At 72.0% G+C, this 24,508-nt stretch carries 26 protein-coding genes; 10 read left to right on the plus strand and 16 right to left on the minus strand.

The genetic code is table 11. The annotated features are described in order from the left end of the window. Window positions 1-26: 26 nt before the first annotated feature. The 10 genes from rplS to ffh all read right to left on the minus strand — a co-directional run bounded on the left by rplS (window position 27) and on the right by ffh (window position 7,662). On the minus strand, window positions 27-395 hold the full coding sequence (gene rplS, locus M8542_RS17505; RefSeq protein WP_257921235.1) for a 50S ribosomal protein L19: 369 nt from the start codon (window positions 393-395) through the stop codon (window positions 27-29). Between the two features lie 131 nt (window positions 396-526). Continuing rightward, window positions 527-1,306: a tRNA (guanosine(37)-N1)-methyltransferase TrmD gene (trmD, locus tag M8542_RS17510; protein ID WP_257921236.1), complete on the minus strand. Its 780-nt coding sequence runs from the start codon at window positions 1,304-1,306 to the stop codon at window positions 527-529. A 4-nt stretch (window positions 1,307-1,310) separates the two neighbouring features. After that, on the minus strand, window positions 1,311-2,015 hold the full coding sequence (locus M8542_RS17515) for a hypothetical protein (RefSeq protein ID WP_257921237.1): 705 nt from the start codon (window positions 2,013-2,015) through the stop codon (window positions 1,311-1,313). Next, a complete protein-coding gene (gene rimM, locus M8542_RS17520; RefSeq protein ID WP_257921238.1) occupies window positions 2,012-2,524 on the minus strand; it encodes a ribosome maturation factor RimM in 513 nt (170 codons plus the stop codon). Before rimM ends, M8542_RS17515 begins: the two co-directional genes overlap by 4 nt. A 21-nt stretch (window positions 2,525-2,545) precedes the next feature. Then, window positions 2,546-2,785 carry an RNA-binding protein gene (locus tag M8542_RS17525; protein ID WP_003103110.1) on the minus strand — a complete coding sequence of 80 codons (240 nt, stop codon included), beginning with the start codon at window positions 2,783-2,785 and terminating at the stop codon, window positions 2,546-2,548. Then, window positions 2,782-3,222, minus strand: a complete 441-nt coding sequence (gene rpsP, locus M8542_RS17530; protein ID WP_257921239.1) for a 30S ribosomal protein S16 — start codon at window positions 3,220-3,222, stop codon at window positions 2,782-2,784. Before rpsP ends, M8542_RS17525 begins: the two co-directional genes overlap by 4 nt. A gap of 159 nt (window positions 3,223-3,381) precedes the next feature. Then, the gene (locus tag M8542_RS17535; RefSeq protein WP_257921240.1) at window positions 3,382-4,179 is read right to left on the minus strand and encodes a CPBP family intramembrane glutamic endopeptidase; all 798 of its coding nucleotides are present in this window, start codon (window positions 4,177-4,179) and stop codon (window positions 3,382-3,384) included. 104 nt (window positions 4,180-4,283) lie between these two features. Next, window positions 4,284-5,009, minus strand: coding sequence for a CPBP family intramembrane glutamic endopeptidase (locus M8542_RS17540; protein ID WP_257921241.1), 726 nt, complete (start codon window positions 5,007-5,009; stop codon window positions 4,284-4,286). Between the two features lie 44 nt (window positions 5,010-5,053). Beyond that, a complete protein-coding gene (locus tag M8542_RS17545; RefSeq protein WP_257921242.1) occupies window positions 5,054-6,130 on the minus strand; it encodes an amidohydrolase family protein in 1,077 nt (358 codons plus the stop codon). Next, a complete protein-coding gene (gene ffh / locus M8542_RS17550) occupies window positions 6,127-7,662 on the minus strand; it encodes a signal recognition particle protein (protein WP_257921243.1) in 1,536 nt (511 codons plus the stop codon). Before ffh ends, M8542_RS17545 begins: the two co-directional genes overlap by 4 nt. Before the next feature lie 183 nt (window positions 7,663-7,845). Between ffh and M8542_RS17555 the strand changes: the two genes are divergently transcribed. Together M8542_RS17555 and M8542_RS17560 are read left to right on the plus strand one after the other, a co-directional pair. After that, window positions 7,846-9,636: an ABC transporter ATP-binding protein gene (locus tag M8542_RS17555; RefSeq protein ID WP_257921244.1), complete on the plus strand. Its 1,791-nt coding sequence runs from the start codon at window positions 7,846-7,848 to the stop codon at window positions 9,634-9,636. A gap of 10 nt (window positions 9,637-9,646) precedes the next feature. After that, a complete protein-coding gene (locus M8542_RS17560) occupies window positions 9,647-10,111 on the plus strand; it encodes a MarR family winged helix-turn-helix transcriptional regulator (RefSeq protein ID WP_257921245.1) in 465 nt (154 codons plus the stop codon). 277 nt (window positions 10,112-10,388) lie between these two features. Here M8542_RS17560 and ku read toward each other — a convergent pair whose 3' ends face one another. Beyond that, complete coding sequence (gene ku, locus M8542_RS17565) at window positions 10,389-11,255, minus strand: non-homologous end joining protein Ku (protein WP_257921246.1); 867 nt, start codon at window positions 11,253-11,255, stop codon at window positions 10,389-10,391. A gap of 50 nt (window positions 11,256-11,305) precedes the next feature. Then, window positions 11,306-11,662, minus strand: coding sequence for a hypothetical protein (locus tag M8542_RS17570; RefSeq protein ID WP_257921247.1), 357 nt, complete (start codon window positions 11,660-11,662; stop codon window positions 11,306-11,308). A 121-nt stretch (window positions 11,663-11,783) separates the two neighbouring features. Here M8542_RS17570 and M8542_RS17575 point away from each other — a divergent pair, with 121 nt between their 5' ends. The 6 genes from M8542_RS17575 to M8542_RS17600 all read left to right on the plus strand — a co-directional run bounded on the left by M8542_RS17575 (window position 11,784) and on the right by M8542_RS17600 (window position 17,769). After that, complete coding sequence (locus M8542_RS17575; protein ID WP_257921248.1) at window positions 11,784-12,371, plus strand: TetR/AcrR family transcriptional regulator; 588 nt, start codon at window positions 11,784-11,786, stop codon at window positions 12,369-12,371. Window positions 12,372-12,393: 22 nt separating this feature from the next. After that, a complete protein-coding gene (locus M8542_RS17580; RefSeq protein ID WP_257921249.1) occupies window positions 12,394-13,146 on the plus strand; it encodes a glucose 1-dehydrogenase in 753 nt (250 codons plus the stop codon). A gap of 665 nt (window positions 13,147-13,811) precedes the next feature. Next, window positions 13,812-15,116, plus strand: a complete 1,305-nt coding sequence (locus tag M8542_RS17585) for a GGDEF domain-containing protein (protein WP_257921250.1) — start codon at window positions 13,812-13,814, stop codon at window positions 15,114-15,116. 67 nt (window positions 15,117-15,183) lie between these two features. Then, entirely contained in the window at window positions 15,184-15,786 is a 603-nt protein-coding gene (locus M8542_RS17590; RefSeq protein ID WP_257921251.1) for a TetR/AcrR family transcriptional regulator, read from the plus strand. After that, window positions 15,783-16,445: a VC0807 family protein gene (locus M8542_RS17595; RefSeq protein WP_257921252.1), complete on the plus strand. Its 663-nt coding sequence runs from the start codon at window positions 15,783-15,785 to the stop codon at window positions 16,443-16,445. Before M8542_RS17590 ends, M8542_RS17595 begins: the two co-directional genes overlap by 4 nt. Next, window positions 16,438-17,769, plus strand: a complete 1,332-nt coding sequence (locus M8542_RS17600) for an FAD-dependent oxidoreductase (protein ID WP_257921253.1) — start codon at window positions 16,438-16,440, stop codon at window positions 17,767-17,769. Before M8542_RS17595 ends, M8542_RS17600 begins: the two co-directional genes overlap by 8 nt. A 109-nt stretch (window positions 17,770-17,878) precedes the next feature. Here the strand turns inward: M8542_RS17600 and M8542_RS17605 are convergent, their stop codons facing one another. Genes M8542_RS17605 through M8542_RS17615 form a run of 3 tightly spaced genes read right to left on the minus strand, consistent with a single transcriptional unit; the run spans window position 17,879 to window position 21,928 of the window. Beyond that, window positions 17,879-20,194 (minus strand): [protein-PII] uridylyltransferase, encoded by a 2,316-nt coding sequence (locus M8542_RS17605; protein ID WP_257921254.1) that lies wholly within the window; start codon window positions 20,192-20,194, stop codon window positions 17,879-17,881. 10 nt (window positions 20,195-20,204) lie between these two features. After that, window positions 20,205-20,543 carry a P-II family nitrogen regulator gene (locus M8542_RS17610; protein WP_257921255.1) on the minus strand — a complete coding sequence of 113 codons (339 nt, stop codon included), beginning with the start codon at window positions 20,541-20,543 and terminating at the stop codon, window positions 20,205-20,207. Then, complete coding sequence (locus M8542_RS17615; protein ID WP_257921256.1) at window positions 20,540-21,928, minus strand: ammonium transporter; 1,389 nt, start codon at window positions 21,926-21,928, stop codon at window positions 20,540-20,542. Before M8542_RS17615 ends, M8542_RS17610 begins: the two co-directional genes overlap by 4 nt. A gap of 174 nt (window positions 21,929-22,102) precedes the next feature. Between M8542_RS17615 and M8542_RS17620 the strand changes: the two genes are divergently transcribed. Then, a complete protein-coding gene (locus tag M8542_RS17620; protein ID WP_276586615.1) occupies window positions 22,103-22,954 on the plus strand; it encodes a putative RNA methyltransferase in 852 nt (283 codons plus the stop codon). A 26-nt stretch (window positions 22,955-22,980) separates the two neighbouring features. After that, window positions 22,981-23,613 (plus strand): (2Fe-2S)-binding protein, encoded by a 633-nt coding sequence (locus M8542_RS17625; RefSeq protein WP_257921257.1) that lies wholly within the window; start codon window positions 22,981-22,983, stop codon window positions 23,611-23,613. A 5-nt stretch (window positions 23,614-23,618) separates the two neighbouring features. Here the strand turns inward: M8542_RS17625 and M8542_RS17630 are convergent, their stop codons facing one another. After that, window positions 23,619-24,476, minus strand: a complete 858-nt coding sequence (locus M8542_RS17630) for a sigma-70 family RNA polymerase sigma factor (RefSeq protein WP_257921258.1) — start codon at window positions 24,474-24,476, stop codon at window positions 23,619-23,621. Window positions 24,477-24,508 lie beyond the last annotated feature (32 nt).

Consider the following 24,508-nt stretch of genomic DNA (forward strand, 5'->3'; position numbering starts at 1 on the left):
CAGGCTACCGGTAACCGGGTTGTGACTCAGTTAGCCGAGGCCGTCTCGCGGTTCTCGCGGCGCTCCTTGATCTTGGCCTTCTTGCCGCGCAGGTCGCGCAGGTAGTACAGCTTCGCGCGCCGCACGTCACCGCGCTTGTGGACCTCGACCCCGGCGATGTTCGGCGAGTGCACCGGGAAGGTGCGCTCCACGCCGACGCCGAAGGAGACCTTGCGGACGGTGAAGGTCTCCCGGATGCCGCCGCCCTGACGGCGGATCACGACGCCCTGGAAGACCTGGTTGCGCTCGCGGTTGCCCTCGATGACGCGGACACTCACCTTGAGCGTGTCGCCCGGGCGGAAGTCCGGGATGTCGGAACGCAGCGACTGCTTGTCCAGCGCGTCCAGGGTGTTCATCGGTGGTCCGTCCTCGTCTTCGTATGGCTTGCGTACACGTCCCGGGCGCGCAACGGTCACGCTGCGGGCGACCCGGGGGCTGATGGCGGGCTCGTGAACGAGGAGGTCCACTCACGCCAACCTGTCAAGTATTACAGACCGGGATCCGGGCCGGTGAACCGGCCCTGGGCCTGCTCGGGGTCCAAGCCCTCCAGGACCCCGCGGTCGTGCTTGTCGAGACTACCTTCCGGCAGCCGGGCCAAGAGATCGGGGCGGCGGCGGGCGGTGCGTTCGAGGGCCTGGTCACGCCGCCAGCGGTCGATCAGCGCGTGGTTGCCGGACCGCAGGACGTCCGGCACCGCCAGGTCGCGCCACACCTCCGGGCGCGTGTAGCTGGGCCCTTCGAGAAGCCCGTCGGAGAAGGAGTCCTCGGCGGCCGAACGCGCGTTGCCGAGCACGCCGGGCAGCAGCCGGACGACGGCTTCGACGATGACCAGCACCGCCGCCTCGCCGCCGACCAGGACGTAGTCGCCGATGGACACCTCGTCGACCGGCATCCGGCGGGCCGCGTCGTCGACGACCCGCTGGTCGATGCCCTCGTACCGGCCGCAGGCGAACACCAGGTGCTTCTCCGCCGCGTACTCGTGCGCCAGCTCCTGGGTGAACGGCTTGCCGGCCGGCGTCGGCACGACCAGCCGCGTCGCGTCTCCGCAGACGTCGTCCAGCGCGGGACCCCAGATCTGCGGCTTCATGACCATGCCGGGGCCACCGCCGTACGGGGCGTCGTCGACCGCGCGGTGGACGTCGTGGGTCCAGTCGCGCAGGTCGTGCACACCCACCTCGATCAGGCCGCGGTCGATGGCCCGGCCCAGCAGCGCGGCACGCAGCGGGTCGAGGTACTCGGGGAAGATCGTGACGACGTCGATGCGCACCCGGTCACCAGTTCCAGTATTCGGTGGCTTCGGCGTGCCAGGGGACCTCGACCTGCTGGTCGATCGTGAAGGCCATGCCGAGCCCCTGCGCGATCCGGATGTCCCGGCGCTTCGTCTCGCGCAGCGGCGAGCCGGCGGGCAGGCCCTGGTCGGACGACCACGACTCGCTCTGCGTGATGCACGTCCGGGCGCCGAAGCGGGCCGTGCTGCACGGCGCGGGCGCGTGCCAGGTCTGCACGTGCTTGAAGCGGAAGTTCTTGCCGCTGCTCTGCTCCGTGATGACCCCTTCGGCGACCAGCCGGTAGTCCGACGACGGCACGGTCCAGCGGACGTAGTGCTGCTGTCCGCCGTGCGACGGGATCGCCGTGCACGCGCCGCCCTTGCACAGAGACTCGCTGGTCACGCGCTCGGTGTAGTAGGTGCCGTTGTCGTGCCAGCCGTCGAGCAGCACCCAGTCGCCGTCGTGGACGAAGTGCTCCGCGTACGCCGGTGGCCAGGTGACCGGGTCACCCCAGGTGATCTGCGATTCGGTGGCCGACTGCGGCGACCAAGCCCACTGGTACGCCTTCTCGCCCGGCGGCGCGTACTGGCCCGCGCTGCGCTGGAACATCAGCGAGAAGTCGCCGTACGTCGGGGCCGCGGCCTGGGCCGGCGGCGCGAACAGCGGGACGAGCAGCAGTGCCGCGAGCGCGGCTTTCCAGCGCCTCATGCGTCGAGCAGGCCTTCCGGCGGGTCGAGCACGACCCGGCCGCCCGCGACGTCCACCGTGGGGACGATCGCGCGGACGAACGGCACCAGCACCGAGCGGTCGTCGACCGCCAGCTCCAGCAGCTCGCCCGCCGGTGAGTGGACGACCTCGACGACCTTGCCGACGACCGTGCCGTCGGTCAGCTCGGCCCGCAGGCCGGCCAGCTCGTGGTCGTAGAACTCGTCCGGGTCCGCCGTCGGGGGCAGCGTGTCGGTGTCGGCGAGCAGGAGCGCCCCCCGCAGCGTCTCGGCGACGTCGCGGGTCAGCACCTCCTCGAAACGCACCAGCAGCCGCCCGCTGTGTTCGCGGGCGGCTGCGATGGTGAGTTCCCTTTTGCTGCCGTCACGCAGCTTCGTCGTCACGGCCGCACCGACCTTGAACCGCTCTTCCGGCGAGTCCGTGCGCACGTCCACCGCGAGTTCCCCGCGGATGCCGTGCGCCTTGGCGATGCGGCCGACTACGACGTCCATCCTGACCGTTTTCCGAAAGGCTCAGCGGTCGGTGTCGACGACGTCCACGCGGACGCCGCGGCCACCGATGCCACCCATGACGGTGCGCAGGGCGGTCGCCGTGCGACCACCCCGGCCGATCACCTTGCCGAGGTCGTCGGGGTGCACGTGCACCTCGAGCGTGCGGCCACGACGCGTGGTCAGCAGCTCGACCCGGACCTCGTCCGGGTTGTCGACGATCCCGCGCACCAGGTGCTCGAGGGAGTCAGCCAGAAAGCTCACTCGGCCTTCTCACCCTCGGCTTCGGCCTTCTCCGCGTCGGCCTTCTTCGGGGTCGACTTCTTCTTCGGCGTGGTGGCCTCGGTGGAGGGCTCCTCGCCGGCGGCGGCCAGGGCCGCGTTGAACAGGTCCTGCTTGGACGGCTTCGGCTCGGCCACCTTCAGGGTGCCCTCGGCGCCCGGCAGGCCCTTGAACTTCTGCCAGTCACCGGTGATCTCCAGCAGGCGCTGGACCGGCTCGGTCGGCTGCGCGCCGACGGACAGCCAGTACTGGGCGCGCTCGGAGACGACCTGGATCAGGCTCGGCTCTTCCTTCGGGTGGTACTTGCCGATCGTCTCGATGGCCTTGCCGTCCCGGCGGGTGCGCGCGTCGGCGACGATGATGCGGTAGTACGGCGCACGGATCTTGCCGAGGCGCTGCAGCTTGATCTTGACGGCCACGGGTGTGGGTTCTCCTCGAGTCTCTCTGGTGCTGGGCTGGGCGCACGCGAGCCGAGTGGGGACACGGACGCGGGCACCCGAAGGTCAGGAGCTTTCGCGCGGTGAGAGGGTCCGGCGGAAGCAGGCAGTGACCCATTCTGCCAGACGGCGCTCGGGCGCTCAGAAAGAGGCCACCCCGAGCGCCCCGAGCAGGATGGTCAGCGCCGGGAGGAAGTTGTTCACCTGGTGCGCGACGATGCTGCCCGGAAGCCGGCCGGTGACCAGCCGCGCCAGCCCGATCGGCACCGCGATGACCAGCAGCAACGTCGTCCGCAGCGGCTCGAGGTGACTGGCCGCGAACACCGCCGTCGACAGCAGGAAAGCCGCGACGCGCCCCCACTGCTCGCTGCGCCACTGCAGTTGTTCCGCGGCGCCCCAGAGCAGGCCGCGGTAGATGATCTCCTCGCAGATCGGGCCGAGCAGCCAGAGGTAGACGAACATCACGATGGCCGCCGACACCGACATCTTCCGGTCCTCGACCAGCGCGCTGATCGCCGACGTCGCGTTCTGGTCGCCGACCAGCCGCGTCCACAGGTACGCGCCGATGGTGGTGAACACGAGCCCGACGCAGCCGAAGCGGAAGCCGGTCTTGACGTCGGCCCAGCGCCACTCGATCCGCAGGTCTTCGAAGGGCCCGTTGCCCCGGACGTAAGTGATCAGCACCGCGACACCCGCCGCGATCATCGTCGGCAGCATGGTGCCGAGCAGGACGACCCGCATCGGCAGCGGGCCCGGCCCGGTGTCGCCGACCAGCACCGACACGAACGCCGCCGAGGACAGCAGCACCACTTCGACGAGCAGGAAGGCCCCGAACCCCCAGCGGTGCCGGCGCACCGGCGGCAGGAAGGCCGACGCGGCGGGGGTTTCGGGCTCCGGCACCGGCGTCGCGTCGGACGCCGGGTCCTGGGAAGTGGTCACGCCTCGCCCCTCCGCGATCGCTCGGGCTCCGGCTTCCGAGCCTAGCCGCCGGAAAGTGATCGCACAGTATCCGCGCGGCTACTGTCCATCGATCTTCGTAACGCTCAGTGGGCGACGAACAGCAGCACCGCCGGCGGCAGGTTGTTCGCCGCGTGGGCGATCACCCCGGCGCTCACCCGGCCCGACAGGTGCCGGGCCAGCCCGATCGCGATCCCCTGGCCGATCAGGGCGATCGTGCGGGTCGGCTCGCCGTGCAGCTGGGCGAACACGACCGAGGTGAGCAGCAGGGTCACCCACGGCGGGACCCGGTGGAACTGCAGCGCGTTCCACAGCGTGCCGCGGACCAGCAGCTCTTCGGTGATCGGGGCGCCGGCGATGACGATCACCGCGGCGAGCACCAGCCAGACGGTGTCGCCGTCGAAGGTGTCCGCGAGGTCGGACAGCGGGCTGTCGGAGACGTCGTCGGCGCCGTAGACGGCGATCAGCACGAGGTTGAGCCCGTAGCCGACGACCAGCGCGAGCGCGCCGCAGGCGAGGCCGATCCGGACATCGCGCCAGGTCGGCTTGAGCCCGAAGTCCGCACGCAGCCCGCGGCCCCAGAGCCACGAGCCGGCCGCCGGGCCGAGGCCGAGCAGCAGGTTGGGCACGAAGGCCAGGAGCAGCAGCGGGCCGATGTCGTGCAGCTCGAGAGGGTCGAACTCGCCGACGTTGCGGTTGACCGCCGCGGCGATGATCAGGTTGATCAGGTAGTAGCCGGCGATCCCCGCGAAGAACGCCACGAAACACCAGTGCGCTTTCAGCACGCGCCGTGCGCCGTCGTCGTCCGTCACGGGCCCAACGCTAAAGTGCCGACCCCGCAAGGAAAACGGCGGGGTCACGCGTACACGACGCCGCCGAGCACGATGTGCTCCGGGTGTCGCAGCACGCCCAGGTCCTCGCGCGGATCGCTCGCGTAGACGAGCAGGTCGGCGGGGGCGCCGTCGGCGATGCCGGGGTGGCCGAGCCAGTCGCGGGCGGCCCACGACGCGCTCGCGAGGGCCTGCTCGCGGGTCATGCCCGCGCGGTGCAGCGCCTCGATCTCGTCGACGATCCGGCCGTGCGCGACCATGCCGCCCGCGTCGGTGCCCGCGAAGACGCGCACGCCCGCTTCGACGGCCGAGGCGACCATCTCGCCGACGCCGGCGTGCAGCGCGCGCATGTGCGCCGCGTACGTCGGGTACTTGCCCGCCTTGTCGGCGATGCCCGGGAAGTTCTCGATGTTGATCAGCGTCGGCACCAGCGCGACGTCGTTGCGCGCGAGCTCCGCGAGCTGGTCGGCGCTCAGGGCGGTGCCGTGCTCGAGGCAGTCGATGCCGGACGCGATCAGGCCGGGCAGCGCGGCTTCGCCGAACACGTGCGCGGTGACGCGGGCGCCGTGCTCGTGCGCGACCTTGACGGCCTCGGCGAGGACGTCGTCCGGCCACAGCGGGGCGAGGTCACCGGCGCCGCGGTCGATCCAGTCGCCGACGAGCTTGACCCAGCCGTCGCCGTCCCGCGCCTGCTCGGCCACGGCGTCCGGCAGCCGCGAAGCGTCTTCCAGCTCGATGCCGAGGCCGGGGACGTAGCGCTTGGCCAGCGCGAGGTGCTGTCCGGCGCGGATGATCGTCGGCAGGTCGGCCCGCGTCTGCAGGGGACGGACGTCGATCGGCAGGCCGCAGTCGCGGATGAGCAGCGTGCCCGCGGCCCGGTCGGTGAGCGCCTGCTCGGTCGCCTCTTCGAGCGAGACCGGCCCGCCGACGCCGATGCCGGGGTGGCAGTGCGCGTCGACCAGGCCGGGCACGAGGAAGACGTCCCGGCCCAGCGACTCGGCGTCCGGCACCGGCTCGAACGAGATCCGGCCGCCGGTGATCCACAGCTCGCGGCTCTCGCCGCCGGGCAGGACCACCCCGGCGGCGTGGAGCGCGGTGCTCAATTGTCCTTCGGGTTCTTCGGCAGCTTGAACTTCGACGGGTCGAAGCCCGGGACGTCGTTCATGCCGCCCAGCTGCGAGAGGTCCGGCATGCCGCCGCCCATGCCGCCCGGGGGCAGCATCGGCATGCCACCCGGCATCCCGCCGCGGACCTTGGGCTGGGTCGGGCCGCGCCCGCCCTTCTTGCCCTTCTTGCCCTTGCGCTTGGAGCTGCCGCCCCCGCCGCCGAAGCCGAACCGGCCGGCCATCTGGGCCATCATCTTGCGGGCCTCGAAGAACCGGTTGACCAGGTCGTTGACCTCGCGGACGGTGACGCCGGAGCCGTTCGCGATGCGCAGCCGGCGCGACCCGTTGATCATCTTCGGGTTGTCACGCTCGGCGGGCGTCATGCCGCGGATGATGGCCTGCAGCTTGTCCAGGTGCTTGTCGTCGACCTGGGCGAGCTGGTCCTTCATCTGGCCCGCGCCCGGCAGCATGCCGAGCAGGTTGCCGATCGGGCCCATCTTGCGGACCGCGAGCATCTGCTCGAGGAAGTCTTCGAGGGTGAGCTGGCCACTCGACAGCTTCTCGGCGGCCTTCTCGGCCTCCTGCTGGTCGAACGCCTGCTCGGCCTGCTCGATCAGGGTGAGCACGTCACCCATGCCGAGGATCCGCGACGCCATCCGGTCCGGGTGGAAGGTGTCGAAGTCCTCGAGCTTCTCGCCGTTGGAGGCGAAGAGGATCGGCTGGCCGGTGACCTCGCGGACGGAGAGGGCGGCACCACCGCGGGCGTCACCGTCGAGCTTGGTGAGCACGACGCCGGAGAAGCCGACGCCGTCGCGGAACGCCTCGGCGGTCGTGACGGCGTCCTGGCCGATCATCGCGTCGACGACGAAAAGGACCTCGTCCGGGTTCACCGCGTCACGGATGTCCGCGGCCTGCTTCATCAGCTCTTCGTCGACACCCAGGCGGCCCGCGGTGTCGACCACGACGACGTCGTGCTGCGCGTGCTTCGCCTCGGCGATGGCGCGGCGGGCGACGTCGACCGGGTCGCCGACGCCGTTGCCGGGCTCGGGCGCGAAGGTGACGACGCCGGCGCGCTCGCCGACGACCTGCAGCTGCGTGACGGCGTTCGGGCGCTGGAGGTCGCAGGCGACCAGCATCGGCGCGTGGCCCTGCTTCTTCAGCCACATCGCGAGCTTGCCCGCGAGCGTCGTCTTACCGGCACCCTGCAGGCCCGCGAGCATGATCACGGTCGGCGGCGTCTTGGCCAGGTTGAGCCGGCGCGTCTCGCCGCCGAGGATCCCGACGAGCTCCTCGTTGACGATCTTGACGACCTGCTGCGCGGGGTTGAGCGCCTGGGAGACCTCGGCGCCCTTCGCCCGCTCCTTGATCCTCGCGATGAAGGTCTTGACCACGCCGAGGGCGACGTCGGCCTCCAGCAGCGCGATGCGGATCTCGCGCGCGGTGGCGTCGATGTCGGCGTCGGACAGCCTGCCCTTGCGCGTGAGCGTCTGAAGGGCGGCGGTGAGCCGATCGGAGAGGGTGTCGAACACGGGTGTGCACGCTCCAGCTGGGTCGAGAGTGGCGCGCCGGACGAGGCCGGCCCTCCCGAGGGTAGTCGCTCCCGGTCCTCCGCCTCACGGGTACGCGTGCTTTGTACGTGCGCATGTACTACCTCGGCGGCAGCTTTCGGAAAACGACTGGATAGTTCTCCGTACTTTGGTAAACATACGTGTATGACCTCCGCGACCAGAGCTCGCCCGTCGCTCGCCGAGCCCACCACCGACACCGACGAGCCGGTCCCCCTCCGGCGGATCGCCGGCCTGTTCCGCGCGCACCGCGGCCCCCTCGGCGCGCTGTTCGCGCTGATCGTCGTGCAGGCCGGGCTCGGCGTGACCTCACCGTTCCTGCTGCGCGAGATCCTCGACGACGCCCTGCCCCACCGCGACACGCTGCTGCTGAGCCTCCTGGCGGGCGGGATGATCGCCTGCGCGGTCGGCAGCGCGTCGCTGGGCGTGGCCACCACCGGGCTGTCCAACACGATCGGGCAGCGCGTGATGAACGAGCTGCGCGTCTCGGTCTACGGCCACCTGCAGCGGATGTCGCTCGGCTTCTTCACCCGGACGAAGAGCGGCGAAGTGCTCTCGCGGGTCTTCAACGACATCGGCGGCGTCGACAACGTCATCACCACGACCGCCGGGTCGATGGTGCAGAACCTGACGACGACGACCGCCATCACCGTCGCGCTGATCTTCCTCGACTGGCAGCTCGCGGCGCTCTCGCTGATCGTCGTCCCACTCTTCCTGCTGTTCACGCTCCGGCTCGGCAGGAAGCGGCGGAACCTGGCCCGCGGCCGGACCCGCCGGATGGCCCGGCTGACCACGATGGTCGAGGAGTCGTTGTCGGTCACCGGCGTGCTGCTCGCCAAGACGATGGGCAACGAAAAGGCGATGCGGGCGCGCTTCGGCGAAGAGTCGCGGGAAATCGCTTCGCTGGAACGCGCCGCCGCGCTGGCCGGACGCTGGCAGATCGCGTCGCGGGCGATGAGCCTGACCGTCATCCCGGCGCTGGTCTACTGGATCGCCGGGCTGGCGCTGGCCGGCGGCGCGTCCCCGATCTCGCTCGGCACCGTGGTGGCGTTCACCAGCATGCTCAACCGGCTGGTCGCGCCGGCCAGCGCGATGCAGACGATCGGGCAGAACGTGGCGACGTCGAAGGCGCTGTTCGGCCGCATCTTCGAGGTGCTGGACCTGCCGGTGGAGATCAGCGACAAGCCGGGCGCGGGCACCTTGACCGTGACTCGCGGGGACGTCTCGATGCGCGGGGTCTCCTTCCGCTACGACGACGACGGGCCGCAGACGTTGCACGACATCGACCTCGACGTCCCGGCCGGCACCACGACGGCGCTCGTCGGCTCGACCGGCTCCGGCAAGACGACGCTCGCGTACCTGGTGGCGCGGCTGTACGAGGTGAGCGAGGGATCCGTGACGATCGACGGCACCGACGTCCGCGACGTGACGCTGGCGTCGCTGGCCGCCGGCGTCGGGATGGTGTCGCAGGAGACCTACCTGTTCCACGACACCGTCCGCGAGAACCTGCGGTTCGCGAAGCCGGACGCGACCGACGAGGAGATCGAGGCCGCCGCGAAGGCCGCGCACATCCACGACACGCTGGCCGGGCTGCCCGAGGGCTACGACACCGTCGTCGGCCAGCGCGGCTACCGCTTCTCCGGCGGCGAGAAGCAGCGCATGGCGATCGCCCGGATCCTGCTGCGCAACCCGCCGGTGCTCATCCTCGACGAGGCGACCAGCGCGCTCGACACCCACACCGAGCGCTCGGTGCAGGCGGAACTCGACCGGCTCGCCGCGGGCCGCACGACGCTGACGATCGCGCACCGGCTGTCCACTGTGGAGCACGCGGACCAGATCGTGGTGCTGCACGAAGGCCGGGTCGTCGAGCGCGGGACGCACGACGAGCTGCTGGCGCGCGACGGGCGTTATGCCCGGCTCGTCCGGGGCACCGCATAACCTGGGCAGCATGCAGCCCGAACCCGACGTCGCGTCGCCCGTCAGCGCGGACCCCGAGCTGGCCGAGCTGGCCCGGCTGGTCCGCGAGGGCGTCGGGCGGCTGAACTGGCGGATGCGGGCCGAGCGCGACCTGAACGGCCCGGGCCCGGCGGTGCTCGCGGTGCTGAGCCGGCTCTACCGGGCGGGCACGCACACGCCGACCGCGCTGGCCGAGGCGGAACGGCTGCAGCCGCAGTCGCTGACCCGGATCCTCGCCTGGGTGACCGAACGCGAGCTGGTCACCCGCGCGCCCGACCCGGAAGACGGCCGGCGGTCGCTGGTCAGCATCACCCCGGCCGGGCTCGCGGTGCTGCGCGAGTACAGCGTCCAGCGGGAGCGGTGGCTGGCGGCGGCGCTGGAGCGGACGCTCTCGCCGACCGAACGGCAGCTGCTGAAGCTGGCCTCGGAACTGCTGGTGCGGGTGGCGGACGCCTGAAGGCCGCCGCGGGAACCCCTCGCTCCCCCGCGGCGGCCTTCGAGACACCCCCAGTTCGCACCGCCTCCCCGCGGTGCGACACGGGTTCCGGGAGCGGACCGCTCCTCCGTCGGCCCGTCCCGGAACCCTGGCCGCCCGGACGGCTCACCTCCCCAGGGGCCGTCCGGACTTCCCCCCTCCACCAGCGGTCCGGTACCCGCTGGCGTGACGAAGTCTGCCGCGCCGGGACGCTCGGTCAGCAGTGGGAGAACCCTCAATTACCCATGGGTAGTAATACTCAAGGCGTCTTCGCGCGGCTCGCGGCCCGCTTCGCCGTCGTACGCGCCTTCGCCGCCCTCGACGCGGCAGCCTTGGCCTTTGCGACAGCCGCGTTGCGCGCGTCGTCGGCTTCGGAGGCGCTCTCCTGCAACGCCGCCAGCAGCCGGGTGACGCCCTCGGCCTGCTCGGCCGCCGTCGGCTGGACGACCTCGGCGCCGTCGATCTTCGCCTGGACCAACGCTTCGAACGCCTCGCGGTAACGGTCGGGGTAGCGGCCCGGCTCGAACTCGCCGGTCAGCTCCTCGACGAGGTTGACCGCGCGCCGCAGCTCGCCGGGCCGGATGTCGACGTCGGCGTGCCGGAACGGGAAGTCGGGCGCGCGCACCTCGTGGGGCCACAGCATCGTCTCGAGGACGATCACCTGGTCGCGCACCCGCAGGGCGCCGAGCGTCTCGCGGCGCCGGAGCGCGACGGTGACCAGCGCGAGCCGGCCGGACTGCTGCAGGGCCTCGCTGAACAGCACGTACGGCTTCGTGCCCGCCGGCTCGGGCTCGAGGTAGTAGCTCTTCGCGAACCAGATCGGGTCGACGTCGGCGAGCGGCGCGAAGCCGCGGATCGCGATCGTGCGGCCGGGCATCGGCAGCGAAGCGAGCTCATGGTCGGACAGCAGGACGACGTCGCCGCCGGGCACCGGGTAGCCGCGGACCATCTCCGCCGGCGGCACCTCTTCGCCGTCGACCTCGCAGACCCGCTTCACGCGGACGCGGCCGCCGTCGGCTTCGTGCACCTGGTGGAGGGGCAGCTCCCGCTCCTCGGTCGCACTGAACGCCTTCACCGGAATGGCGTAACTCCCGAACCCGATCGTGCCCGTCCAGACCGCCCGCATGCGACACCTCCGCAGCTCCAGGCTAGCCAGCGGGCCGTCGGCGCCGACAGCTACAAACGGGTGTCAGGCGCGACGGATTCGCTCACACATTCGAATGACGGCGTGACCTCGTCGAGTGCTTCGGCCGAGCAGCGGGCCGCGATGGCCGCCGCGCGGAGCACCTCGGTGACCACCTCGACGTCCAGCGGCGGGGCGGCGGCGAGGAACGGCGAGCCGTCGACGCGGGCGGCGAGCCCGGCGAGCGCGTGGGAGATGGCCTCCTGGCCGGCGACCAGCTGGGCGACGACGTCGGCGAGCTCGGCGGTGGTGGCACCCGGGCCGCCGCAGCGCAGGCTCGCGGCGAGCTCGTCGGCGCAGGAGCGCAGGTGGGTGGCGACGACCGTCGGCGGCAGCGTCAGGTCCGGCATCACTCACCCCCTCCGGCTGGTCCGAGCAGTCATCGTGCCACCGCACGGGTCGTGACCGGTCGCGACACACCGCAGGCGCGTTATTTGACCGACCGTTCTCGAAAGAGCTAGGGTTCTCAGCGTGTCCCGGGTCAAGGAGTTCGACGTCGACCAAGCGTGCGACGCCGCCCTGGCGCTCTTCCGGCGCCAGGGCTACGAAGCGACGTCGGTCAGCGACCTCGTCACCCACCTCGGCGTCGCCAAGGCGAGCCTGTACGCGACCTTCGGCACGAAGCACGACTTCTACGTGACGGCGTTGAAGCGGTACGCCGAGCGAACCGACGCGCGGGTGCTGGCCGAGCTGTCGGCGCCGGGTTCCGGGGTGGCCGCGGTGCGGCGGCTGCTCGACGGCTATGTCGCGGATATCCTGGGCGAAGACGGTCCCGTCGGCTGTTTCGTCGTCAACGCGGCGATCGAGCTGCTCCCCCGCGATCCGGCGGTCGCCCGGATCGTGGAACGCAGCTGGGACACCCTCGAGGTCGCGCTCACGATGGCACTGGAACGCGCCCGAGCACAGGGCGAGCTGCCCGAAGGCAGCGACCCGGCGACCCTCGCGCGGTTCCTGCTCACCGTGCTCCAGGGACTGCGGGTCCTGGGCAAGGGCACGGACGCGGCGAGCCGGCTGAACGCGGCCGTCTCGCAGGCGCTCCGCATCCTCATTCGAGACTGATCAGACCAGAAAGAAGGACAGCATGGGGGCACGGTTCGCAGGCAAGGTCGCGCTCGTGACGGGCGGCGGCTCGGGCATCGGGCTGGCGACGGCGAAGGCGTTCGCCGCCGAGGGCGCGACGGTCGTCGTCGCGGGCCGCGACGAGCAGCGGCTGGCGGCCGCGGTGAAGGAGATCGGCGGCGCGGCCAGCGCGGTGCGGGTCGACGTCACCGACTCGGCGGACGTGGCGCGGATGGTCGAGACGGTCGTCGCGCGGCACGGCCGGCTGGACGTCGCGTTCAACAACGCGGGCATCCTCGGGTCGCAGGCGCCGGTCGCCGACCTCGGCGAAGACGGCTTCGAGGCGGTGCTGGCCACGAACGTCACCGGCACCTGGCTGTGCCTCAAGCACGAGGTCGCGCACATGCGCGCGCACGGCGGCGGCGCCATCGTGAACATGGCGTCGAACATCGGCGCGCACGGCCGGCTGCCGAACATGGCGGCTTACGCGGCGTCGAAGGCGGCGGTGAGCGTGCTGACCCGCACGGCGGCGCGCGACCACATCGCCGACGGCGTCCGGATCAACGCGGTCAGCCCGGGCGCGACGGACACCGACATGTCACGGCGTCCGGGCGAGACGGACGCCGACCGCGCCGAGCGGTTGAAGAGCGCGATCCCGCTGGGCCGGGTGGGGGCCACCGCCGAGGTGGCCGCCGCGGTGCTGTGGCTGGCCTCGGCCGAAGCCGCCTTCACCGTGGGGCACGACCTGGTGGTCGACGGCGGGGCGACCGCCTGAGCGGCCCCACCCGGACCCGCGGCCGGCTTCAGGATTCACGGTTGCGCATGGTGACGATCCCCTCTCGTGCTGGGACGGACTCGGGTGCGGTTCGATCACGACTCGCGGTTGCGCACGGCGGTGCTCCTCTCGGGCGCGAAACGGCTGGTGGGCAGCGGGTTCAGGACTCGCGGTTGCGCACGGGGCTCTCCTCTCCGCGGCGGTCAGGCGGGGTCGGCTTCAGGACTCGCGGTTGCGCACGGGGGCTCTCCTCACGGGCGAAGTGGCTGGTGGGCAGCGGGTTCAGGACTCGCGGTTGCGCACGGGCTTCTCCTCTCGCGCGAAGCAATCGGGCGGGCGTGGGCTCAGGACTCGCGATTGCGCACGGGGCTCTCCTCCCACTCGTGGCGGTCAGGCGGGCTCGGCTTCAGGACTCGCGGTTGCGCACGGCGCTGCTCCTCTCGGGCGTTCCGGGATTCGGGGCTGCTCACGACTCGCGGTTGCGCACGAGGCTCTCCTCCCACTCGTGGCGGTCAGGCGGGCTCGGCCTCAGGACTCGCGGTTGCGCATGGCGGCGGCCTCCCTTCACTGCTCCGATCGTGTGGCAATCATCGATCGCGGCCGCCCGGTGTGATGGGGTGGACTCGGATCGTCGGATCACCCACGGGAGTTGCACCGCCTTGAGTATGGACGGCGCCCATCCGGCCGAGCCCCGCGCGGGCCGGATCCGAGGAGTGCTCCGCCCTGCCCGCTGGACGCTTTGGCAGCAACGATCTTCGCTGGTCTTCTACTGTTTCCTCGTCGAGTCCGTGGCGCTCGTGGCCACCGTGTGGACCGCCGCCGCGGTGCCCGTCCGCCCCTGGGACCTGGCCGTCTTCGGCGTCCTCGCGGGGCTCGGTGTCCTGCAGGCGGAGCTGGGCCGGAAGATCGAGCGCGTCCGGCGGCTCGTGTCCGACACCCCGCACATCAACCTGACGTCGGTCTGGACGTTCGCCGGCGTGCTGCTCCTGCCGCCGGCGCTCGTCGCGGCGCTGGTCGCGGTCCTGTACGTGCACCTGGCGACGCGCAGCCTGGCGCGGATCAAGCGCGTCCCGCCGTTCCGGATGACGCTGAACGCGTCGCTGGTCGTCGTCACCTGCTACGCGGCCGAGTTCCTGCTGAGCCGCCTCGGCGTCCCGGACATGTACACGGCGCTGACGGCGGGCTGGCGAGGCGTCACGGCCATCACGTTCGCCGCGGTGACCTACTTCCTCGTTTCGGCGATCACGATCCTCCCGGCGCTGACGATCACGAAGCGCTCGATAAAGGCGTTCTTCGGCGGTCTCGGCGACAACCTCCTCGAGGTCGCGACGCTGTGCCTGGGCCTGCTCACGGCGTTGACGCTGGCGACGCTGCCCGCGCTCGCCGTCGCGATCGTGCCGCCGCTGCTGGTGCTGCACCGGGCGGTGCTGATCAAGCAGCTGGAGATCGCGGCGACGACCGACGAGAAGACCGGCCTGTTCAACACGACCGGCTGGCACCTGCTGGCCTCGCGCGAGCTGGCCCGCGCGCAACGCAGCACGCGCAGCACCTTCGGCGTGCTGATGATCGACCTCGACTACTTCAAGCTGATCAACGACGAGCACGGCCACCTGGCCGGCGACACGGTGCTGCGCGCGGTGGCGGCGGCGATCAAGAGCGCCGTCCGCGACTACGACTCGGTCGGCCGTTTCGGCGGCGAGGAGTTCGTGGTGCTGCTGCCGGACATCGGCCCGGCGGCCGTGCTGGCGGTGGCCGAGCGCATCCGCTCGGCGATCGAGACGCTGAAGGTCGAGTACGAAGACGGCGTCAGCGTCCGCGTGATCGACGCCCTGTCGGCCTCGATCGGCGTGGCGACCTACCCGGACGGCGGCACGGCCGTCGACCGCCTGCTGCAGGCCGCCGACAAGGCCCTGTACCGGGCGAAGGACGCGGGCCGCAACCAAGTCGTCGACGGCACCGCACCCGCCTGATCTCCCCCGTTTCCCCCTCCTGACTTGGTGACTTGTCAGATTTGCTCGACTGAGCTAAATTTTGCTCATGCGAGCAAGAACCTTCACCGAGTCCGGCCGGCGGGCCCAGATCGTGCGTGCCGCCATCGTCGTGATCGCCGAGGCCGGGTACGCGAAGGCGTCGTTCAGCCGGATCGCGAAGCAGGCGGGCCTGTCGAGCACCGGCATGATCAGCTACCACTTCGCGGGCAAGGACGACCTGCTCGCGGCCTGCGTCACCGAGATCGAAGAGATCACCGGCGCGTTCATGCAGCCGCGCATCGACGCCGCCGTCGGTCATGTCGCGCAGCTGCGTGCCTATGTCGAGTCGAACGTCGACCTCGTCGGTGAACACCCCACCGAGGTCCGGGCGCTCATCGACCTGGTCAAGAACGCCGGCTCGCGCAGCGAAAGCGTCTACGGGCGGCTCGCGCTGTTCGAAGAGCACTTCCGGACCGGGCAGGCGGCGGGTGCGTTCGGCCCGCTCGACGCCCGGACCACGGCACTCGCCTTCACCGCCGGCCTCGACGCCGTCGTCGCCACGGCGGCCGCGGCCGGCACCGGACCCGCCGAGCTCACGCGCATCGGGCGCGAGCTCGCCGACCTCTACGTGCGGGCGACCGCACCCGAAACCACTGGGGAACCCGAATGATGATCGACGAAAAGCCCGCTCCCGACGCCGGACTGCGCCGGCTGGTCCGCGCCAACGTGCTGACCGTGGTGTTCGAAGTGGTCGTGCCGATGGCCTTGTTCTACGGCCTGCGCGCCGCCGGCGTCGGCCAGTGGTGGGCGCTGATGGCCGGCGTCCTGGTGGCCGCGCCGTACGTGCTGTGGACGATCGCGCGCAACCGCAAGGTCGACCTCGTCGCCCTGGTCACGCTGAGCGTGCTGGTGCTTTCGGTGGTGCTCGGCCTGCTCTCGGACGACCCGCGCACGCTGGTCATCCGCGAGGGCTGGACCGCCGCGCTGGGTGGGGTGTTCGGCGCGTGGATGCTGGTCTCGGTGTTCGTCGGCCGGCCGGCGCAGCTGACGCTGGGCCGCACGATCGCCGAGGTCAAACGCGGCGCCGAGGGCGCGGACGCGTGGGTGTCGCGCTGGGACACCGACGCCCGCTTCCGGCGCGGCCTGCGGATCAACACCGCCGCCTGGGGCGCCGTGCTGTTCGCCGGCGCGGTGCTGCACATCGTGCTCGTCTACACGCTGCCGATCGACCTCATCGCGCTGGTCACCAACGTCGCGTGGTTCGGCGCGCTGGCCCTGCTGATCGGCTGGCACGTCTGGTACCTCCGCAAGGAGAACCTCGATGCCTGACGTGCTGATCGCGGGAGCGGGCCCCACCGGCCTGCTCACCGCGTTCGAGCTGGAGCGCGCCGGCGTCGACGTGCTGGTCCTCGAACGCGACGCGGCGCCCGCCACGCAGTCGAAGGCCCTCGGCTTGCAGCCGCGGTCGGTCGAGGTGCTGGCCGACCGGGGCCTGCTCGCCGCGCTCGAACCGCACGTCCAGGCGAAGCTGCCCGCCGGGCACTTCTCGGGCGTCCCGATCGACTACACCGACCTGCCGACGTCCTTCCCGTACCAGCTCGGCGTGGAGCAGGCGCACGTCGCGGCGGCGATCGAGGCGCGGCTGCGCACCCCGGTCCGGCGCGGCGCGGGCGTCACCGCGGTGGTGCCGGACGACGAGGGCGTCACGATCACCGCGGGTGGGCGGGAGCACCGGGCCGGCTGGCTGGTCGCCGCGGACGGCGGGCACAGCACGGTGCGGAGCCTGCTCGGCGCCGCGTTCCCCGGCCGCGCGGCGCGGATCTCGCTCGTCGTCGCCGACGTCACCCTGGCAGCCAAGCCCGCCGGCCTGGCCGACGCCTGGTCGCTGCCGGCCGGAGCTTCGGGCTACCTGCTGCCGCTGTCCGGCGGCCGCTACCGCACGATCGTCTTCGGCGAGGAGCAGCAGAAACTCGGCCGCGACGAGCCGGTCACCACCGAAGAGGTGCAGCGGGCGCTGACCAACGCGCACGGACCGGGGCTCGAAGTGGGTGAGGTGCTGTGGGCGTCGCGCTTCGGCGACGCGTCTCGTCAGCTGGAGCACTACCGCCACGGCCGGGTGCTGTTCGCCGGCGACGCCGCGCACATCCACCTCCCGGTCGGCGGGCAGGGGCTCAACCTCGGCCTGCAGGACGCGGTGAACCTCGGCTGGAAGCTGGCCGCGACGGTCCGCGGCACGGCGCCGGCCGGCCTGCTCGACAGCTACCACGACGAGCGCCACCCGGTGGCCGCCCGCGTGCTGGTCAGCACCCGCGCCCAGGCGGTGCTCGGCGTGCCCGACCCGGACGCGGCCGCCGTGCGGGAGGTCGTCACCGGGCTGCTGGCCGTCCCCGAGGCGCGCCGCGCGGTCGCGGCGGAGCTGTCGGGCCTCGGGGTGACCTACCCGGGGATCACCGGCCGGGCCACCGACGTCCCGGCGAGCGCCGACGGCCGCGCCGTGCTGGTGGGCGCGGCCGTGCCGCCGGGCTGGGCCGGGCGAGTCGAGGGCCGAGAGGGGGCGGCACCTCGGCTCGTCCGGCCCGACGGGTACGTCGCGTGGGCCGGCGGCCCGGGCCTGGAGGAGGCACTGCACCGCTGGCTCGGCGCCTCCGCGTAGCCGGCCAAAGCGCCCCAATGTGGCCTTGGTTGCGTCAGACGCACCCAATGTGGCCTTCGGTGCGTCTGACGCACCGAAGGCCACATTGGGGCGCTTGAAACCGGCGGGGTCAGGAAGCCGCGGCCAGCACCGCCTGTTCCACTTCGCGGCGCCAGCCCGGCTCGATCCGGCCGCCTCGCGGTGTCACCGCGAACGAGTCCACCACCGCGCCGCCCAAGGTCGATGCCTTTGCCCAGCGGACCTCCGCGTCGCAGCGGCGCAACGCGCCCGCCACCCGGAACAGCAGGCCGATCCGGTCGGCGGCGCGCAGTTCGAGGACCACCGTGTCGGGGCCGGTCGTCTCGTCGTCGAACCAGACGATCTTCGGGGCGACCGGGGCCGCGGCCGGTGAGCCGTAGTCGCGTTCCTTCGCCGCCAGGCGCTGGGTCAGCGGCAGCGTCCCGGCCACGGCGCGGGCGAACTGCTCGCGCAGCAGCGTCGCGTCCGGCAGGGAGCCGAACTTCGGGGACGCCGTGAAGACACCGGCCCGGCCGCCGTCGTGGCCGCGCAGCACCGCCGAATGCACTTCCAGTGAGTTCAGCGCGAGCACGCCCGCGGCCGGGGCCAGGAGCTCCGCGCGCGCCGGAACCGCCAGCAGCACCGTGACGACCTTGCCGTGCGAGCTGATCCGGATCTGCCCCGTGCCCGAGGCCACGGCCTGCGCGACGAGCTCACGCTGGTCGTCGTCCATCGGCTCGGGTGCGGTGAACCCCTTGCCGTGCAGCACTTCCTCGCAGCCGGTGACCAGCTCGGCCAGCAGCCGCGCCTTCCAGTCCGTCCAGACGCCGGGGCCGGTCGCCAGCGAGTCGGCCCGGGTCAGCGCGTGCAGCAGCTCGACCAGGACGATGTCGCTGTCCAGGGTCTTCACCACCCGCGACACCGTCGCCGGCTCACTGATGTCGCGGCGGGTCGCGGTGTGCGGCAGCAGCAGGTGGTGGCGGACCATCGCCGACACCGTGGCGACGTCGGCCGGACGCAGCCCGAGCCGGGCCGCGACCTGGGCGGAGATCTTGGCGCCCAGCTCCGAGTGGTCTGCGTCGCGGCCCTTGCCGATGTCGTGCAGCAGCGCGCCGATGAGCAGCAGGTCCGGCCGCGACACCGTGGTGGTCAGCTTCGCCGCCTCGACGCAGGTGCGCACGAGGTGCCGGTCGACCGTCCACTGGTGCACGGGCGAGCGCGGCGGCAGGTCGCGGACCGCGCCCCACTCGGGGAACAGCCGCGCCCACAGCCCGGTCCGATCGAGCGACTCGACCGCGTCGACCAGGCCCTCCCCCGCGCCGAGCAGCTCCACCAGCGCGTTGACGGCGTCGGCCGGCCACGGCGCGCGTAGCTCCGGCGCCGACTCCGCCAGGGTCTTGAGCGTGCCTAGCGCGATCGGCTTCCCGGTCCGCGCCGACGCGGCGGCCACCCGCAACAGCAGCGCCGGGTCCTTCGCGGGGACGGCGTCGCGAGCGAGCGCGACCTCGTTCCCGTGCAGGACAACGCCTTCCGCGAGCGGCGTGCGGGACGGCCGCCGCCCGAACCGCGGCTTCGGCGGCTCCACAGTGGACCGGAGGGCGACGTCGAGCGCGTACGCGATCGCACGGCCCGCGCCGGAAAGCTTGCGGGCCAGGGTGAACCGGTCGCCGAACCCGAGCTCGGCGGCGACCAGCTCGGCCTCCGGCGCGGCCAGGACGTCCCGTTCGCGCCGGATCTCCCGCCGCAGTTCGGTGCGGACGTCGAGCAGGAGTTCCTTCGCCTCCAGGAGTTCTTCGCCGGGCCGCGCGGTCAGCTGTGCGGCGGCCAGCGCCTCCAGGACGGCGAAGTCCCGCAGCCCGCCCCGGCCGTGCTTGAGGTCGGGTTCGGCGGACTGCGCGATCTCACCGCTGCGAGCCCAGCGCTGCCGGACCGACGCCGTCATGTCCGGGATCTGCTTGCGCGCGGTGCGGCGCCACTGGTCCCGTGCCGCGGAAACCAGCCGGCCGCTCAGCTCGGCGTTCCCGGCGAGGTGCCGGGCGTCGAGCAGTCCCATGGCAACCCGAAGGTCTTCCGAAGCGACCTTCAGCGCTTCGCCGGGTGTGCGGACCGAGTGGTCCAGCCCGACTTTCGCGTCCCACAAGGGATACCAGAGCGCGTCCGCGATCTCGCCGACGCCGCTGTTGCCGTTGTGCACCAGCAGCAGGTCGAGATCGGAGAAGGGCACCAGCTCCCGGCGGCCGAGCCCGCCCACGGCGACCAGCGCGACACCCGGTTCCGCGGTGTCGACGCCGGCCGCCGAGGCTCCCCTGCCCAGCCAGAACTCGTAGAGGTCGACCAGGGCCGCCCGCAACGCGGACGCCCCCAGCCTCCCGTGCCTGCCCTCGAGCAAGCGCTCGGTGGCCTTGACCAGTTCGCCCCCGTCGGCCATCCCGGACGCCCTAGAGCGCGTCCGTGCCGCGCTCGCCGGTCCGTACCCGGATCACCGTCTCGACCGGGGTCACCCACACCTTGCCGTCGCCGATCTTGCCGGTGTGCGCGGCCGCGGTGATGGCCTCGAGGACCTTCTCCACGTTGGTGTCGTCGGTGACGACCTCGATCTTCAGCTTGGCCACGAAGTCCACCGAGTACTCCGCACCGCGGTAGACCTCGGTGTGGCCCTTCTGCCGGCCGTAGCCCTGGACTTCGCTGACCGTCATGCCCAGCACGCCCAGCTGCTCCAGCGCGGAGCGGACGTCGTCGAGCGTGAACGGCTTGACAATCGCCGTGATGAGCTTCATGCCTTGCTCTCCTCGAGTTTCGCGGGGCCGGTGGCGGACTTGACCGGGATGATCGTCGGCTGGCCGAGACCGCCACCCGACCCGGTGAAGTCGTACGCGCTCTCCGCGTGCTGGGCCTCGTCGATGCCGGTGACCTCGTCCTCGGTGCTGACGCGGAAGCCGCCCGCCTTCTTGATCGCGAACCCGATGATGAAGGACAGGACGAAGGAGTACGCGAGCACCGCACCGGCGGCCGCGGCCTGACGACCCAGCTGGGTGAACCCGCCGCCGTAGAACAGGCCGTCGGCGCCGAGCGCGTTGACGCTGGTGGTGCCGAAGAAGCCGATCAGCAGCGTGCCGACGATGCCGCCGACCAGGTGGACGCCCACGACGTCGAGCGAGTCGTCGAAGCCGAACTTGAACTTGAGCGAGATGGCCAGCGCGCAGACCGCGCCGGCGATGAGGCCGATCGCGATGGCGCCGAGCGGGCTCACGAAACCACACGCCGGGGTGATGGCGACGAGGCCGGCGACCGCGCCGGACGCCGCGCCGAGGGTGGTCGGCTTGCCGAACTTGAGCTGCTCGACCACCAGCCAGCCCAGCACCGCCGCGGCGGTGGCGACCGTCGTGTTGGTGAACGCGACGGCGGCGAGGTCGTTGGCGGCCAGCGCCGAACCCGCGTTGAAGCCGTACCAGCCGAACCACAGCAGGGACGCGCCGAGCAGCACGAAGGGCACGTTGTGCGGGCGGCCGGTGTCCTTCGGCCAGCCCTTGCGCTTGCCGAGCACGATCGCCAGGGCGAGGCCCGCGGCGCCGGCGTTGATGTGGACCGCGGTGCCACCGGCGAAGTCGAGTGCCTTGAGGTTGTTGGCGATCCAGCCGCCGACGGAGTTCTCGCCCATGAAGCCGTTGAAGGAGAACACCCAGTGCGCGACCGGGAAGTACACGACCGTCACCCAGATGACGACGAACAGCGTCCAGCCCCAGAACTTGGCGCGGTCGGCGATGGCGCCGGAGATCAGCGCGGGGGTGATGATGGCGAACATCAGCTGGAACATGACGAACGCGAGCACCGGCAGCGCGTCGGTGCCGGGCCAGGCCACGGCGGGCGCGGAGTCGGTGGCGGCGACCGCGAAGCCGGCGAGCTTCCCGAAGGTGTTCTCCAAGCCGGCGAAGCTGAAGTTACCGACCAGGCCGCCGAAAGCGTCGTCTCCGAAGGACATCGAGAAGCCGTACAGGGCCCACAGCACCCCCACCACGGCCAGCGCGATGAAGTTCATCATCAGCATGTTCAAGACGCTCTTCGCGCGGACCATGCCGCCGTAGAAGAACGCCAATCCCGGTGTCATGAGCATGACCAGCGCGGCGCTGGCCAGTACCCATGCGGTGTCTCCTGCGTTCAGCACATCGTCCTCCCGTGCCCTGGGTCTCCTGCGTTGGCAGTTTTGGCGCGCGGTGTTTCACGGGGCGGCGTGAGACGTTTCACCCGCGTGAACTGTCCGCACCGGGTTGTTACGGGCAGGTTTCCCGGGAGGCGTCCTGGAGTGTCCGGTTGCGTTACGTCGTGGTCGAATATCACCATGACCTCGAGTGACCACGGGAATGACCCACTGCCACCGCGGGTCGTGGAAGCGTTGCGCTGTTCGGTGTGCGGGGCGCTGCTGATGGGTGTCGATCGCACGCTGCGTTGCGAGGAGGGCCACTCGTTCGATCTAGCCCGCCAGGGGTACGTGAACCTGTTGCACGCGCGAATCCCGGCCGGGACGGCGGACACGGCGCCGATGGTGGCCGCGCGCGCAGACTTCCTGGCGGCGGGCGCGTACCGCCCGCTGGCGGAGGAGCTGGCCCGCGTCTGCGCGGAGTCGGAGGGCCTGGTGATCGACGCGGGCGCCGGGACGGGGTACTACCTGGCGCACATCCTGGACGCGGCCCCGGCGGCGACCGGCCTGGCCCTGGACGTCTCGGCGGTGGCCCTGCGCCGCGCGGCCCGCGCCCACCCGCGGCTCGGCGCGGCTGTGTGGAACCTGTGGGAGCGGTGGCCGCTGGGCGACGAGGTGGCGTCGACCGTGGTGAACGTCTTCGCGCCGCGCAACGGGCCGGAGTTCCACCGCGTCCTCCGCCCCGGCGGCCTGCTGGCGGTCGCGTCGCCCGCACCCGACCACCTGCGCGAGCTGGGCGACCTGGTCCTGGCGGTGGCCGACCGCAAGGAGGAGCGCCTGGACGGCACGCTCGGCGAGTACTTCGCCCGCACGAGCCGCACGGCGGTCCGCCGGACGACGGTGCTGCCGCCGGACCAGGTCCGCCAGGCGGTCGCGATGGGCCCGGCGGGCCATCACCTCGACAAGGGCGGCCGCCGGGAACGGCTGGCGGCGATCAGCGAGGCGCAAGAGGTGACGGTGTCGTTCACGATCTCCACCTACCGCAGGCTGTGACGGAGGGCGTCTGCGACGCTGGAGCCGTGAAACCCGACTGGACCGCCCCGGCGACCCTCCTCGCGGACGCGGAGTGGGTCCGGTCCCGCATCGGCGGCGCGGCGAAGCTCTACGGCTGCGCCCGGCCGGAAGTGCTCGGGACGATCTGGTGGTACTCGCTGTCGTCGGTCCTGGTGGCGCCGGCGCTCGAAAACCTGGTCACCGCGACGGAGCCCCTCGCCGACCCTTCGCTGGCCGCCATCGAACTCGACCTCCTCGCCGACGGCCGGTTCCTCGGCGCGCGGTCCACCCGCGCCCTCGCCGGCGGCCTGCCCGAGCTCGGCGCCGCGTTCGGTGCGGCGCTCGGCACCGCCATCGCCACCATCGCCGCCGTCACCGGGGCCCGGGAACGGGCACTCGGCGCCATCGCCACGGACTCCCTCGGCAACCGGCTCCTCTGGACCCCCGACCCCGAACGGGCCATGGCGCTCGCCGAGCCGCTGGTCGCCGCGATCGGCCTGGATCTGCCGAAGCCGCGCTTCGTGCGCGTCGGCCGCACGCCCGCCGTGCGCCGGGCGTCGTGCTGCCTCATCTACGAAGTCGGCAACCCGAAGTGCGTGAGCTGCCCGCGTCAGACACCGGCCGAGCGCGAAGCACGTCTGCGCGCCGCGCTCGGCTGAGCTGCTCAGTCGAGGACGGCGAGCTCCAGCTCCCGCAGCCGCTCCGGGTCGGCGATGACCTCGATGCCCGCGATCCGGTCGCCGTCCACGCGGAACGCCAGGACGACCGCCAGCCGCCCTTCGCGCACCATGAGCAGGCCGGGCGTGCCGTCGACCAGGGCCAGTTCGCTGGCGCGGGCCCGTTCGGAGGCCAGCACCGCACCCTTCCGCACGCTCTCGACGCCGCGAAGCACGATCGGCGCCGGGCTCGGCCCGACGAAGCGGTCGGCGTGCAGCACCACGTCCGGGTCGAGCAGGGCGAGCAGCGCTTCGAAGTCCCCGCCGCGCGACGCGGCCAGGAACGCTTCGACGACTTTCCGCCGCCGGGGCAGATCGGCGTCCGCGGCGGCGCCGCCCTTGACCCGGCGCCGGGCACGGCTCGCGAGCTGCCGGGTGGCGGCCGGGGTCTTGTCGATCATCGGCGCGATGTCGTCGAACGGCACGGCGAACATGTCGTGCAGCACGAACGCGACCCGCTCGGCCGGCCCCAGCGAGTCGAGCACCACCAGCAGCGCCAGCCCGACCGAGTCGGCCAGCTCCGCCTCCTGCGCGGGGTCCCGGCGATCCTCACCCGGCTCGGGCTGCGCTTCGAGGGGCTCCTCACGCTGGTTGCGGCGCGTGCGAAGCAGCGAAAGGCACACTCGCGCGACAACGGTCGTCAGCCACGCTCCGACGTTCTCGACGTCGGCGGTGTCGGCGCGGTCGAACCGCAGCCACGCCTCCTGGAGGGCGTCGTCCGCCTCGCTCGCGGACCCGAGCATCCGGTACGCGACCGCGCGCAGCCGCGGCCGCTCCTGTTCGAACTGCCCGGTCCGCGTGTCCACCGTGTCCCGTTCCTCTCCGTGCCTGGGTTCGT

Origin of the sequence: Amycolatopsis iheyensis, assembly GCF_024703995.1 — a bacterium.
Taxonomy (GTDB): Bacteria; Actinomycetota; Actinomycetes; order Mycobacteriales; family Pseudonocardiaceae; genus Amycolatopsis; species Amycolatopsis iheyensis.